Source organism: Mesorhizobium sp. RCC_202 (assembly GCF_041355295.1).
In the GTDB taxonomy this organism is placed as follows: Bacteria; Pseudomonadota; Alphaproteobacteria; order Rhizobiales; family Rhizobiaceae; genus Mesorhizobium.
In genome coordinates this window covers 273,680-287,675 of record NZ_JBFUPO010000002.1, presented here as the reverse complement: position 1 = coordinate 287,675, position 13,996 = coordinate 273,680, and the positions used below count along the sequence as shown (strand labels likewise).

Here is a 13,996-nt window from a genome sequence, read left to right as displayed (position 1 = left end):
GGTGGACTCGGCCAAAATGGAAAGAGCCGAGTGAAAGCGCCGCCGGCAGCAGCCGATGCTGCTGACAGAAGGCTGTCAGGAGGAGCGTCACCGCTGGCGCCTTGTTAAGGCAGTGCGGCGCCGATTTCGAGCGCCGCCGCTTCCGCCAATTGCGCGGCAATGGCGGCCGCGCGGCTTGCCTTCGGGCCATGCAGCGGCCAGACGAGGCGGCGCCTGATGGTCAGGGCTGGCACATCACGAGCGATCTCGATCAACTGGCCCGGTCCCAGATGCCGCCGCAGCACCAGTTCGCTGGCAAGCAGCGCGCCGAGACCGGCGATCGCCGCCTGGGCCACCACGATGGTCAAGGCGAAGCGCGGGCCCTGGTCGAGGTCCTTGCGCTGCCGGCCCGCCGCCGCGAACCAGTCGCGCCATGTCGGGTAGACATCGTCGCCCATGGTCGGGTCGATGTGCAGCAAGGGCAGATGGTCCAGGGTTTCGGCGGCATCCGGCCAGGGACGCTTTCGGATCAGGGAAGGGGCGCAGGCCGGAACGACGCGCTCGGTGAACAGGTCGATCGAGGCGAGATCCTTTGCTGCGCTGTTGCGGTAGCTGATGGCAAGGTCGACGCCTTCCTCCGCCATCGAATCCAGCGCCACCGAGGCGACGATGCGGACATCGAGCTTGCCAAGGGCGGCACGCACCCGGTCGAGGCGTGGCGCCAGCCAGAGCGAAGCGAAAGAGGGATCGGCCGCGATGGTGAAGGTCTCGGTACGCCGCTCGAAGCGCAGCCGCCGCAAGCCGGATGACAGCGCATCGAAACCGCGGTCGATATCGGGCAAGGCCGCCTCGGCGGCACGGGTGAGCACGATGCCGTTGCCGTCGCGTCGGACCAGCTTGACGCCCAGCCGGTCTTCCAGCTGACGCAACTGATGGCCGACCGCGCCGGGCGTGACGCCGAGCTCCTCGGCGGCGCGCGTCAGGCTGCCGGCGCGGGCGGCGGCAGCCAGCGCCCGCAGCGCCGACAAAGGGAGATCGCGAAGCGACGTCATGGATTGAGAATAACTCAAAACATGCCGAAGGAAACTCGTTTGTGCCGGGGCTTCGGCGATCCTAGCGTCGTTGAAGTCAATTCAACGGGACGAACTTCCATGCTCGATATGCCAATCCATGCAGATTCCATCGAAAATGAGCCTGCAAAGGCCCGCCCGATACGGTCGATGCGCAACGAGGGCGCGCGCGTCGCGGTCGAGTTCGACGGCGGTGAAGTCGGGCTGCTGTCGATGCGCTGGCTGCGGCTTGCCTGCGAATGCGACATTTGCGGCGACACCGCTTCGGGGAAACGCTGGCTGACGCCGGCCGATGTTCCCGCCGATGTCCGTGCCTCGGCGGTCGAGATCTCGCCGGCAGGCGATATGGACGTGACCTGGCAGGATGGTCACGTGTCGCGCTTCGCGGCAGGCTTCCTGGCCGCCCATGTCGGATCAGCCGGCGCGCCTCGCTTCCAGCCGCAGCTCTGGAGCAGCGACTTGAGCGGCCGCCTCGGCCGCTTCGTTTTCGATGCGGTGATCGAGGATGACGAGGCGCTGTTCCTGTCGCTGCGCGCGCTGCGCGACCATGGCATCGCGATGCTGACCGGGGTTCCGGCCGAGCCGGAGGCGACGCTGCGTGTCGCCGGCCGCTACGGCCCGGTGCGCGAGACCAGCTACGGCAAGGTGTTCGACCTGATTTCGCGACCCGATGCGAGGGTGGCCGGCGAGACGGCGCGGGCGCAGATCCCGCACACCGACGAGCCGTTCCGCTATTCGCCGCCCGGCTTCATCTTCTTCCATGCAGTCAGGACCGGGGCTGGCAGCGGCGGCACCTCGCTGATGGTCGACGGCTTCCAGGTCGCCGAGCAGATGCGCAGGACCAGGCCGCATTTGTTCGACCTGCTGACCAGATACGGCGTGACCTTCCATCGTGAGCATGCCGGCGAAGTGTTCTTCAGCGCCGAGGCGCATGTCATCAGCCTCGATGCGAGCGGCGCCGTCACCGGCATCCGCTTCAACGACCGCTGCCTGGCGCCGCAGGCCGGCTCAATCGAGAATATCGACCGACTGATCGAGGCGCTGGCCCAACTGACGCGGCTGATCTGCGACCCGCAGAACCAGTTCCAGCACCAGCTGCAGCCGGGCGAGGTCCTGGTCTTCGACAACCAGCGCGTCCTGCATGGCCGCACCGCCTTCGATCCGACGCTGGCCGTCCGCCATCTTCGCAGCTGCAATCTCGACCGTGACGGTGTGCACAGCACCTTCCGCACGCTGGCGCGCCGTTTTGCGCCGCAAGAGGCGGAGCCGGTGTTGTATCAGGGTGCGATCCTATAGGGCGCGCGTGGCTCGCCTCGATCAGCCCTCAATTGAACCACAGCGCGAAGGTCAAGAATCCGCCGCCGCCGAACTCGCGCTGGATCTGGTCGAAATCCTCGCTGGCCAGGATCTTGCCGCTTTCCAGATAGGGCGCGATTCCAGGACCGGTGATCGACAGAACGAGATCGAAGGGTTTCGGCTCGTCGAAGAAACGCTTCATGTTGATGCCCTTGCCGGTGATGCGGAAATGCGGCAGCAGCACCCGGCCTTCGAGCAGATCCTCGGCCATGGTCAAGGTGGCGAGCCAGGCTTGCACCTGTTCCTCGCTGACCTCCAGGCCGGTGAGCGGATTGACGCCTTTCTGCTGCGGTCCGGGCAGCCATTCGCGGTCATTGTCGGTCTCGGCGCGCATCGCTTTCCAGTCCTCGCGCGACAGCCGGATCATTTCGAGCAACTCGCGCCGCGCCGCCTTGCGGCGTTCAGGCTCGACCACGGGCCAGTTGATAAGATGCACCATCGAGATGAAGTCGGCGATGCGCCACTCGGAGGAGAAAATGTTGCTGCCCATCTCGCTCGGCGGCGGCACCAGGATGTCCTGCAGCGGTAGCTTGGCGCGCGGAAACAGCATGTGGAACGAGCCGTCGAACGTGCTTCTGAAATCATGCGCCAGCCAGAAATCGGCCTGCGCCATGAGGAATTCGGCATAGCCCTGCAGCCAGTGGCCGTCGGCGCGGTCGAAGCGGAAGGTCAGCGACGGCGCGGTATCACTGGTGTCGATGCTGCCGTGCGACAGCGTTGCCATGATCGCGGCGAAGCTTTCGTCGGGCGCGATGGTGCCGTCCTCGTTGAGGTCGATGCCGGCATGGGTGAGGTCGACCACCATGCCGATGTCGGCGCCGGCCGGGACGGAGCCCAGCGTGGCGGCGGACTTTTCCAGACGGTCGCGGAAGGCGACGAGGATGGCGCGGAATTCTTCGTAGGTCAGCGGTTCGGGATTGGGGTTATCCGGAACGGGAAGCCGCATCAGCGGCAGCATGAAGGATTGCGGGCTTTCAAAGCCATGGCGATGCAGGCCGCTGGCCAGGCTCTCCAGCGCGGTGAAGAATTCGCCGGCGCCGGCGGCATAGGCCGATGCGGGATCACCAGTAGCCGCGGCCTCGAGCTTGGCCAGCGCGGCATTGCGTTGCGTGACTGTCTTGGCTTCGAACAGGGCGGTTGCGGCTTCAGGCGCGGCGGCCGAGGCGGCGGACAGCAGCGGCAATGAAATGACGGCCGATGCGAGCAGACTTGCCAGACATTTCATCTCGTTCCTCCATGATGCGGTTGTCCGGACCATACACATATTCGTTCTGCCGCTCCCAAGCGACGGGCAACCGTCATCCAATAGCCCGACAGTCGACACTTCCCTGGCTGACCGTCTACACAGGGCAAACGATTGGGCTCCCAGTGTCGAATTATCCGCTTTCCTACAAACTGTCCTGGCTGCCGAGCCTGTTGAAGCCATCGCTTGGCGGCGACAGGAACGGCTTTGCGGCACCGGCGGCGACATTGATCGAACCACGGCCGTCGCGGACGGTGCGGCTGGCTTTCGTCGGCGATATCTCCGCCGTCGCCAACCGCAGCACGCCGCAATGCGACCCGGGGATCATGGCGCTCTTGTCCTCCGCCGACCTCGTGGTCGGCAATTGCGAGAGCCCGATCGTCGAACGGCCGAGCGCCGTGCTCGGAACAAAGCTCGGCACGCATCACACGATGACCGAGCAATTCCTGGTCGACACGCTTGCGGCTGTCGGTATCGCGCGAGACAGACTGGCACTGTCATTGGCCAACAACCATGTGCTTGACCAGGGCATTGCCGGCTTCGATCAGACGGTCGCCACGCTGAAGCGACTTGGGATCCGCACCATCGGCACACCGGCCAAGGGGCCTATCGAGCGGCTTTCAGCCGGATCGCTGACGCTGGGTTTTGCCGCCTTCACGCTCTGGCGCAATGCCGATGCGGCGCTGTTTTCGGGCCGTGTGTCGATGACCGTCGAGCCGGCGCGGTGGCGCCGCGATGCCGCCAAGAGCATCGACCTCATCTGCGCCGTGCCGCATTGGGACTGGGAATTCAGGCATTTCCCACGGCCGGCGACGCGCGCACTGGCAAGGCTGATGGCCAGCCATGGCGTCGGACTGATCGCCGGGCACCATGCCCATGTCGTGCAGACGGTCGAACGCATCGGCAAGACGGTCGTCGCCTACGGGCTTGGCGATTTTCTCGGCACCGCACTCTCCCGTCAGCCATGGCCCGGCCGCATCGGCGCCATTCTTACCGTCGATGTCAGCGCCGACCTTGGCACGCGCGGCGCAATAGAAGGCTACCAATTGCATTTCTTCATGCGACTGCGTCAGGGCAACCATGAGTGGCTGGTGCCAATCGAGGCACTGGACGGTGCGGAAAAGCGGCGGGTCGCGGCCCGTCTCGACGCGATTTTTCCGACACGCTCTGCCTGAGCGCCTGCCCAATGCTGGCGACTTTCGCGCAAAAGCCGCTATCATCGCCATCTCAGCGGCGGCCGGGGTTGGCCATGGAAGCAACGGATTTCATGCCGAGCGAGGCGGTGATCGCCGGCATCAGGCGCGACATCGAGGCTTATGAGGCGAGGCGGGCCTCGGCGCAGCGGCAGGTTCGCTGGCGCGTTCCGGTCTTCCTCGGTCTGCTCATCGTCTGCGTCGGGCTCATTGCCTGGCTGTTCAACACAGTCGCCGACCCGCACGAGCAGTGGTTCTCGACGCCGCATGTCTTCCTTTATCTCGGCGGCTTCATCGCCGCGGTATTGCTCTACTTCCAGGCGATCAAGCCGGCGAGCCGGCTGCAGCAATCCTTCCGCGACACGCTCCTGCCGATGATCTTCGGCTTCGTGCGCGATGTACGCTACCAGCATGGCATCAGGCCGAATTCCTTCGACAGGCTGCCGCGCGAAACGGTCGGATCCTTCAACCGGCAGCGCTTCGACGACATCATTTCCGGGCGCTACGAGGATTTCCCGTTCGAGCTTTACGAGGCAAGGTTTTCGGAAGGAACCGGCAAGGGCGAGACCGTCGCCTTCAAAGGTATCGTCGTTGCCTTCGAGACCATCGAGCCCTTTGCGGGAACTCTGGTGGCGGCGCGCAAGGCCAACAAGGTGGTGCATTTCTTCCGCGGCATGTTCGCCGGCAAGATGCAGGAATTGACGTCAGGGGTGGCCGAACTCGATGCTGCCTACGAATTCCGCACCGACAATGTCGAGGCGGCGCGGCCGCTGGTGACGGGACGGCTGGCGCAGGCGCTGACCTGGCTTGGCGAGACTTGGCCTTTCGACCAGGCCCGCGTCGCGCTCAGCGGCAGCGACGGGTTCCTGTTGATGCCGCGGTCGAAAAACTTCTTCGAACTGCCGGAGATTTCCGTGCCGATCGACTATCAGACGCATGTCGCGCCGATGATCGCCGATCTCGGCGCGATGCTGGCGACGGCGGCGCTGGTGCGCAAGATCGGCGCGAAGGACGAGGCGGCCGGCTAAAGCGGTCGCTGACGGGATTGCGACGGATTAGCAGTCGAAGCCGATAATAGTCGGCCTTTTCCTGCGCCATCGTCTTGAACGGCACGCAGACGGTGAAACTGCCGACCCGACGGCCGTTTTTGGTGTAGTCCCAGTCGAAAATATCGGCCGGGGTGAATTAGAGCTCCTGGCCGGCGACGTTGGGGACGGCCTGCGGTTCGGTCCTGGAATTGCCTTAGAGCAATACCAGGAAAAGTGTGTGCGGTTTTCCGTCCGGAATTGCGTAAAAACAAATAGTTAGAGCATCTCACCGTTTCCATGAAACGGTGAAATGCTCTAGAGTCCGGTCAAACCGGCAAGCCAGTTTGCCGACCGCTTGGCTGCGTCCACCGTTGCGCCAGCGGCACGGCCGAGATCGGTCTTGACCACCGCATAGCCGGCCTTGGTGCGATAGACGACCGCGCGGCCACCGTCGACCGCGCTTTCGAAGGCTACCGGCCTGGCGGCCGCCGTTTCGCTGGCTGTCACCGTTCCGCCAACCGGCGCGCTCGGGCGATGGCTGAGTTCCGGCGGCAGCGGTGCGTCGGTCTCGACCGCGCGGTTCGCCGGCTTGAGGTCGGGCTTCGACGCCTTGGCGGCGAGCTCGGCGGAGGAAGCCGAGCCCTTCTCGCGGCAGATGCCCGAGACCAGCGGATAATTGAAATTGCGCTGATGCAGGATCTGGCTCTTCATCGCCGCTTCGCAATCGGCGATCGTTGCCCATTTGGCCGGCGTCTCGCCGATATATTCGCACAGCTTGGCGTCGCAGTCGCAGCCGACAATGGTCATGGCGATAAGGGCGGTCTTGATCACGGTCTCGTCCCTTCGAGATGCCCCCCGGCAGCCATTCAGGTCCATGTCGCCAATGGCTCCAGCGACACACGATATCCCATCGCGCGCGAACAAGGCGGGATTTTGGCTTCCAGCGCGAAACGAGAGCGGGCGGCGCGTTGGACAGCGTCGCCGTGGAAAGCGGCGTCGTTTCGACGGGAAGCTGGTCGCACTGACGTGCCGGCTCGCCTCCGTCCGACAGCCATATCGCCTTAGTCGGTATAGATGCGCTCCAGTTTGGCGCCGGCCTCGGCCAGGGCCGGCAGCACCGTGTGCAGCTTGCGCACCGCGACGCTAAGAGCAGTGCGGCGTGTGTCGGGCGCGATCGGAACCGGGTGGCTGAACAACGCGCGCGAGCCTTCGGGCGCGGTGATCGCCGCGCTTGAGGTCACCGTGACAAGAACCTCGTCATTCCCGCCGATCTCGACCAAGGAGACGCCCTTGTCGATGAGGCGCGGGATCATCTCGGCGAGCGTTGCCTGCCTGGTGATGAAGACGGTGCCGTCGGCGCCAAGATCGCGTTCGAGAAGCGTGTCGGGCTCATTGCGCGTCGTCTCGCCAACAGGGCCCTTGGCCCAGATATGGATGTCGGAGGGGCCCGGATCGTCGACGGCGGGGTATAGCGATTTGGTCAGATCGGCGCACCATTGCTTGACGGTGTCGGCGAGGCCGAAGGCGAGCTTGCGTTCGCTGGTGCGGATGGAATCGTCGCCGACGGCGGGTTGGACGGCAAACAGCCCGGCGCGCTTTTCGGCATAGGGAAAATCCGACCAGGGCTTGGTGGCAAGCAGGGAAGCGTACTCGCCGGCCGCTTTCGCCTGATAGATATCGACCGCGATGCGCTTGCCGGCGATTACCTCTGTGACGCGGCCGACCGTGTTTTCGTAGGCCCATTGCAGGGCGCCGTCGATCGTCAGGCCGGTGCCGATGACCGTCGGCACGACGTAGTCGAGGATGTCGATGCCGTGCGCGGAGGTGACGCGGATGACGATCGCGTAATCCTGCCAGTAGTGGCCGATGTAGCTCCAATAGGGAAAGCCGCTCGGCTGGTCCTTGTCGACAAAGGCGGCGTAGTCGCGCGCGGCATAGACGGCCGCCCATTTCGGGTAAGCGAGCCAAGTCGACTGCGGCGGCACCTGATAGTCCTGCGCCGCTTGCCTGATCTTGGAGGCCAACGCTGACGGCGGAGTACCATCGGCGACGCCGGGCAGCGGAGTCTTGTCGAGGGACGAGGTGGTCAGGAAACCGTAGGCCAGTCCGGCGACCGGGATCAACACGACGAGAACGATCAGCCGGAGGATTGTCTTGATGAGCCGTCTCAGCCAGCGCAGCAGGAACATGTCAGGCCGCGCGTTCTTTGTCGGAGCATGATCTTCTTCCGAAAACCGGTTCCCACTTTTCGGGATCATGCTCTGGATCGAAGTCGCGGCATGGCGGCAAGCAAAGGCAGGCGCGGTCGGCGAAGATGCCGGCAGTGGCAGGCTTCCAAGTCGGCGGCATGAAGCATCCCCCTTCACGTCACGCTCGACGTTAGCCGATTTTGGCACGAGGAACAGCCCGCCGATGCAACAAAGCGCGAAGCTGGTTACCGGCGAGGGGCTATCGCCCGCCGTCGTCTTTGCATCTTCGGCAATGTATCGGCGACAAACGGGCCGCAGCGCTGGACCCAAAAGACAGTTGGCGCTGGGATTTCTCCCAGCGCCTCCCTGCCAGATCAGGACACGATCTCGGCAGCAACTCCCGAAAGATGTCGCGCCAGGTCGGCCTTGATTTTGACGGTCCTGCCAGTCGCCACCCGAGGGCGGCGCCCGTTCCAGACCACGCCGGTCTCCACCCTTGCGGGCTTTGCCCTGCGCGCCATCGAAGGTTTTTGCCGTCCTTCATGGCAGCATCGGTCCGCCGTCGGCGTTGGCACGCTTTCCGCGGCCCCGTAGGTCTCGGCTTCCGTCCCTCGAACAGGCAAGCCTGCTCTCGTTCTGGGCCGTACGGGCCTCAGGAAATCCGCCTTTCACTTTCGCCTTTCGGCTGGGCGATCGGTAGCCGCCTGAGATGGGTTTAACGTACGCCGGGTAAGCGGTTTGCGGAATGCCCTCGACCCTGTGGATAGCGGGATTATCGGGGATCGTCGCCAGAAGCCTAGGAAATTCAAGGCTGGACCCCTTAGACAGCCTGCCCCGCTTTTCGCTGCCTGGCCGGAAGGAAGTCTTGCTCTGCGGGTTCGCGCGGGTTTCAATGCCGGCAAAGGATCGGGACGATAGTCCCGTACCCTTTGGGGAGTGCAGGTCCTTGAATGACATGCACCGGGAGGCGGGATTGAAGGTCGGGGTGGTTCTCAATCCGATTGCCGGCGGCGGCAAGCTCAAGCGGCATTGGCCGGAGGCCGCCGCGTCGCTACGCAGGCATTTCGGCGCGTTCGATCTGCGCGAGACCCAGGCAAGCGGTGATGCCGAGCGGCTGGCGATCGACCTGGCGGCTGGCGGCTTCGAGCTTGTGATCGCGGCCGGCGGCGACGGCACGGCCAGCGAGGTTGCCGACGGCCTGCTGCAGGCATCAGCGGAAACCGGCCGGAGCACCGAACTCGGCTTGCTGCCATGCGGCACCGGCATCGACTTCGCCTGCGGGCTCAACTTGCCGAAAGGCATCGATGCCACGCTGAAGCAGATCGCCGATGCCCACCCGCGAAAAATCGATGCCGGCCGCATCTGCTACATCGACGACCACGGCAAGCTGGCCAGCCGCCACTTCATCAACATAGCCAGCCTTGGCCTATCCGGCGCGACGGACCGCGCCGTCAATGCCGACAAGCGCAAGGGCAGGGTCTCGGCCAAGGCGCTGTTCTTCTGGCGCACGGTGGTGGAATTCGTCCGCTACCGTTTTCAGGATGTCAGGATCACCGTCGACGACGGCGAGCCGGTAGAGGCGCGCATGGCGCTGGTGGCGGTTGCCAATGGCAGGTTCTTCGGCGGCGGCATGATGATCGCGCCGGACGCCGAGCTTTCCGACGGCCAGTTCGACATCGTCATCCTGCGCGCGGCGGGCAAGCTCGGCCTTATAAGGGACATCCGCCTGCTCTATGGCGGCCGGCACCGCAACCACCCGGCCATCACCATCCTGCGCGGCCGCAAGGTGCTGGTCGAGCCGCTCGGCGACGCCGAGAAGAACGGCGCGCTGGTCGATATAGACGGCGAGTCGCCGGGCCGGATACCGGCGACGTTCGAGATATTGCCAGGCGCGCTGACGTTGAGGTGTTGATTCAACAGCCTCGATCATCGATTCCGCCGCTGCGCTCAGGCAATTGAAATAGCTGGCTAAATTGTTCCCGGATTACAGTACGAGCCTGGCCGGAAAGCCCGGCGCGCGAAGCTGCGTGCCGACGGCGTCCTCCAGCAACTTGACGATCTGCGTCGACCAGGCATCGCCGCCATAGGCGCGCTTGCCTTCCTCGAAGATCGTGTTGACGCGCGTGGCGAGATCGAGCGGCGCACCGAAATCCTTGCCCATTGCAAGCGCGAAGCCGAGGTCTTTCAGCGCCAGATCCATGGTGAAGCCGATGTCGTAGGAGCCGTTCAAGACGAGCTGGCTTTCGGTCTCGTGGACGAAGCTGTTGCCGGAAGAGGCGACGATGGCGTGGTATGCCTGGGCGAGGTCGAGCCCGCCTTGCTTGGCCAGCATCAGCGCCTCGCCGGCGGCGACCAGATGGATGAAGGCCAGCATGTTGGTGATGACCTTGATCACCGCCGCCGAGCCGACCGGTCCCATCAGGAAGGATTTCGCGCACATCGCCTCGATCGCCGGCCGGTGCCGTTCGTAGAGCGCGGCATCGCCGCCGACCAGCGCGGTGATCTTGCCCGCGGCTGCCAGATGCACGCCGCCGGTGACCGGGCATTCGAGCGTCTCGATGCCTTTCGCCGAGGCGAGGGCGGAGAGCCGCACGATCTCGTCGCGGCCGTTGGTCGACATCTCGATCCAGGTGCCACCGGCCGGCAGGCCGTCGAGCAACCCGTCGGGGCCGGCCAGCACCGCCTCGCTCACCTTGGGCGAGGGCAGGCAAGAGATTGCGTTGCCGGCGCAAGCGGCGGCCTCGGCCGGGCTTGTAGCCGCGGTGGCGCCGAGCGCGACAAGGCGCTCGACGGCAGCCGGATCGCGGTCGACGACGGTGACGGCAAAGCCGTTGCGCAGCAGGCTGGCGGCAAGGTTGCCGCCGAGATGGCCGAGGCCGATGAAGGCGTAATTTTCGCTCACGGCATCAGCGGCGTCTGCATCATCTGCAAATGCAGGTCCTTGCCGGTGTAGGGATGGGCGTCACAGACGGCCTCGTTGAGCTCGACGCCGAGGCCGGGCTCCTTCGATGGGATGACATTGCCGTCCTGCCACTCGATCTTCTTCTTCAAGAGCGTGGCGTGGAAACCATCCCACTGCTTCAGCGATTCGAGGATGAGGAAGTTGGGCAGCGTCACCGCGAGCTGGATGTTGGCGGCGCCCACCAGCGGGCCGCAATAGCAGTGCGGCGCGATCTGGATGTGGTAGGCCTCGGCCATGGCGGCGATCTTCTTGGTTTCCAGAATGCCGCCGGAGCGGCCGAGATCCGGCTGCAGGATGGTCGCGGCGCGGTTCTCGATGACGCGGGCGAACTCGAACTTGGTCGTCAGCCGCTCGCCGGTGGCGATCGGGATCGACGTACCCCGCGCCACCTGCGCCATCACTTCGGGCATGTCAGGCGGCACCGGCTCTTCGAACCACAGCGGGTCATAAGGCTCGATGGCGCGCGCCATGCGCAGCGCTCCCGACGCGGTGAACTGGCCATGCGTGCCGAACAGGATGTCGGCGCGGGTGCCGACCGCCTCGCGGATCGCCTTGATCATGCGAGCGGACTGGTCGATGTCGACGAGGCGCGGCTGGTGGCCGTCATAGGCGGTGTAGGGGCCGGCCGGGTCGAGCTTGACGGCGTTGAACCCCTGCTCGACATATTCGAGCGCGCAGGCCGCCGCCATATCAGGATCATTGTAGACATTCTTGCCGCGCGCATCCTCGGAATGGACGCTGCCGGTGTGCGGGTAGAGGTAGGTGTAGGAGCGCAACGTCTCATGCACCTGGCCGCCGAGCAATTTGTAGACCGGCTTGCCGGCTTCCTTGCCGACGATATCCCAGCAGGCCATTTCGAGCGCCGAGAAACAGCCCATGCCGGTCACGTCGGGGCGTTGGGTGAAGCCTGAGGAATAGGCGCGGCGGAAGAAGTTCTCGATGTCGTGCGGATCGTGGCCGATCAAATAGCGCTCGGCCATGTCCTCGACGAGCTTGGCCGTGACATGCGCCGAGAAGGTCGCGTTGTAGGCCTCGCCATAGCCGACCACGCCGCCATCGGTGGTCAGCTTGACGAAGATGAAATATTTGCCGCCGATGCCGGGCGGCGGATTGCCGACAACCCAGGTCTTGACGTCGGTGATCTTCATTTATGGTCCTCCAGAACCAGCTCCGCGCCTTTCCATCCGGTAAGGATCGAGGCGGCGTTGGTATTGCCTGTGATGTTGTCGGGAAAAATCGAGGCGTCGATGACGCGCAGGCCAGCCAGGCCGTGCACCTTGAGCCGGGAGTCGACCACGGCGCGCGAGGCGTCCGGACCCATGCGGCAGGTCGAGACCGGATGATAGACGGTGCCCGAGCGTTTCCTGAAGTCGGTGATCAGGTCGGCATCGGAGGTGATCGACGGCCCCGGCAAAACCTCTTCCTGGATGATCTCGGCCATGGCCGGCATCGAGGCGATCTTGCGCACGAATTTCACCGCCGACAGCATCTCGTCGACATCGGCATTGGTCGAATAGGCGTTCGGCGTGATCTTCGGATACTCGCGCGGGTTCTTGGAACGGATCATGATTTCGCCGCGGCTCGACGGGCGGCAGTTGGAGAGGCCGATCGAGAAGCCGGGCCACGGGTCCGGCGTCAAGATCGGCCGCTCGCCACTCTTCGGGATGACGGTCGAGAAAGCCTGGAAGTAGAGCTGCATGTTGGGCCGCGTCATTGACGGGTCGGTGCGGAAGAAGCCGCCGGCATTGTTCATCGACAGTGACAGCGGGCCGGACTGGGTCAGAATGTATTGCATGCCGACCAGCATCTTGCCCCACCAGGGACGCAGGATCTGGTTGAGCGTCGGCAGCTTGCCTTTGAACGTGTAGTTGATGCCGACATGGTCCTGCAGATTGGCGCCGACATTGTCGTTGCTGTGGACGACCGGAATGCCGAGACTGCCAAGCAGCGCCGAAGGACCCACACCGGAAAGCTGCAGCAACTGCGGCGAGTTGATCGAGCCGCCGGACAGGATCACCTCGCGGCCGGCGCGGGCTGTCTTCGTCTGGCCGCCCTGTTCATATTCGATGCCGACGGCGCGCTTGCCCTCGAACAGGATTTTCGTCGCCAGCGCATTGGTCTCGACACGGACGTTGCGGCGCTTCATGGCCGGGCGCAGGAAAGCGCGCGCGGCCGACATGCGGCGGCCGTTCTTGGTCGTGATCTGGTAGACGCCGACGCCTTCCTGACTGGCGCCGTTGAAGTCCGGATTGAACGGCAGGCCGGCCTGTTGAGCGGCCGCCAGATATTGCTTTGTCAGCGGATGCACCGCGCTCGTGCAATCGGTGACGTGCAGCGGACCACCGACACCGCGCCATTGATCGGCGCCGGCCGCATTGTCCTCCATCGCCTTGAAGGATGGCAAGAGGTCGCCATAGCTCCAGCCCGGATTGCCGGCCGCGGCCCAGGCGTCGAAATCCTCGCGCGCGCCTCTGATGAAGACCATGGCGTTGATCGAGCTCGAGCCGCCGAGCAACTTGCCGCGCGGCCAATGGTCGGCATTGTTGCCGAGGCCCGGATCGGGCTCGGCCTTGTAGTTCCAGTTGACGGCCGGGTCGAAGAAGGTCTTGCCGTAGCCAAGCGGCATCTGGACATAGAAGCGTCGGTCGGTTCCGCCGGCCTCCAGCACCAGCACCGAGAAGCGGCCCGAGGCCGACAGCTTTTCGGCAACGACCGAGCCGGCCGAACCGGAGCCGACGATGATGAAATCAAAAGTCTGCATGGTGAATGTGGGCGCTTCCTGAAATTCGACACCAACCTAGGCGCGGCGGGTCCGCCAAGTCGCCGGGCCATCCGGCATCGGTTGTGAAAAAAGCGACTGGGATAAGTGGTGGAGTTGCGGGGAATACCGACAATCGCGCTTGATATCCAAGGGGCGGACGCCTTATGCGGAGGAGTATTATTTTGGCGCATGATTTTTTCCGAAAAGTCTGCAAC

General features: G+C 64.6%; 11 protein-coding genes. 4 read left to right on the top strand and 7 right to left on the bottom strand.

Features of this window, described 5'->3' with window-relative positions; translation table 11 throughout:
* Positions 1-104: 104 nt before the first annotated feature.
* Positions 105-1,031 (bottom strand): LysR substrate-binding domain-containing protein, encoded by a 927-nt coding sequence (locus AB6802_RS05600; RefSeq protein WP_371009025.1) that lies wholly within the window; start codon positions 1,029-1,031, stop codon positions 105-107.
* A 168-nt stretch (positions 1,032-1,199) separates the two neighbouring features.
* Here AB6802_RS05600 and AB6802_RS05595 point away from each other — a divergent pair, with 168 nt between their 5' ends.
* Positions 1,200-2,345, top strand: a complete 1,146-nt coding sequence (locus AB6802_RS05595; protein ID WP_371009024.1) for a TauD/TfdA family dioxygenase — start codon at positions 1,200-1,202, stop codon at positions 2,343-2,345.
* A gap of 28 nt (positions 2,346-2,373) precedes the next feature.
* Here AB6802_RS05595 and AB6802_RS05590 read toward each other — a convergent pair whose 3' ends face one another.
* Entirely contained in the window at positions 2,374-3,630 is a 1,257-nt protein-coding gene (locus AB6802_RS05590; RefSeq protein ID WP_371009023.1) for a hypothetical protein, read from the bottom strand.
* Between the two features lie 143 nt (positions 3,631-3,773).
* On the opposite strand from AB6802_RS05590, the gene AB6802_RS05585 reads away from it, so the two are divergent.
* Both AB6802_RS05585 and AB6802_RS05580 read left to right on the top strand, forming a co-directional pair.
* On the top strand, positions 3,774-4,823 hold the full coding sequence (locus AB6802_RS05585; protein WP_371009022.1) for a CapA family protein: 1,050 nt from the start codon (positions 3,774-3,776) through the stop codon (positions 4,821-4,823).
* Between the two features lie 74 nt (positions 4,824-4,897).
* Complete coding sequence (locus AB6802_RS05580; protein WP_371009021.1) at positions 4,898-5,869, top strand: hypothetical protein; 972 nt, start codon at positions 4,898-4,900, stop codon at positions 5,867-5,869.
* A gap of 315 nt (positions 5,870-6,184) precedes the next feature.
* Here the strand turns inward: AB6802_RS05580 and AB6802_RS05575 are convergent, their stop codons facing one another.
* Together AB6802_RS05575 and AB6802_RS05570 are read right to left on the bottom strand one after the other, a co-directional pair.
* Positions 6,185-6,700: a hypothetical protein gene (locus AB6802_RS05575; protein ID WP_371009020.1), complete on the bottom strand. Its 516-nt coding sequence runs from the start codon at positions 6,698-6,700 to the stop codon at positions 6,185-6,187.
* Between the two features lie 230 nt (positions 6,701-6,930).
* Complete coding sequence (locus AB6802_RS05570) at positions 6,931-8,058, bottom strand: hypothetical protein (RefSeq protein WP_371009019.1); 1,128 nt, start codon at positions 8,056-8,058, stop codon at positions 6,931-6,933.
* A 973-nt stretch (positions 8,059-9,031) separates the two neighbouring features.
* On the opposite strand from AB6802_RS05570, the gene AB6802_RS05565 reads away from it, so the two are divergent.
* Entirely contained in the window at positions 9,032-9,970 is a 939-nt protein-coding gene (locus tag AB6802_RS05565; RefSeq protein WP_371009321.1) for a diacylglycerol kinase family protein, read from the top strand.
* 72 nt (positions 9,971-10,042) lie between these two features.
* Here AB6802_RS05565 and AB6802_RS05560 read toward each other — a convergent pair whose 3' ends face one another.
* From AB6802_RS05560 to AB6802_RS05550, 3 genes are read right to left on the bottom strand one after another with little or no spacing between them, the layout of a single operon-like run.
* Positions 10,043-10,960, bottom strand: coding sequence for an NAD(P)-dependent oxidoreductase (locus tag AB6802_RS05560; RefSeq protein WP_371009018.1), 918 nt, complete (start codon positions 10,958-10,960; stop codon positions 10,043-10,045).
* Positions 10,957-12,168 carry a mandelate racemase/muconate lactonizing enzyme family protein gene (locus AB6802_RS05555; RefSeq protein ID WP_371009017.1) on the bottom strand — a complete coding sequence of 404 codons (1,212 nt, stop codon included), beginning with the start codon at positions 12,166-12,168 and terminating at the stop codon, positions 10,957-10,959. The genes AB6802_RS05560 and AB6802_RS05555 overlap by 4 nt, the downstream gene beginning before the upstream one ends.
* Positions 12,165-13,781 (bottom strand): GMC family oxidoreductase, encoded by a 1,617-nt coding sequence (locus tag AB6802_RS05550; protein ID WP_371009016.1) that lies wholly within the window; start codon positions 13,779-13,781, stop codon positions 12,165-12,167. The genes AB6802_RS05555 and AB6802_RS05550 overlap by 4 nt, the downstream gene beginning before the upstream one ends.
* Positions 13,782-13,996 lie beyond the last annotated feature (215 nt).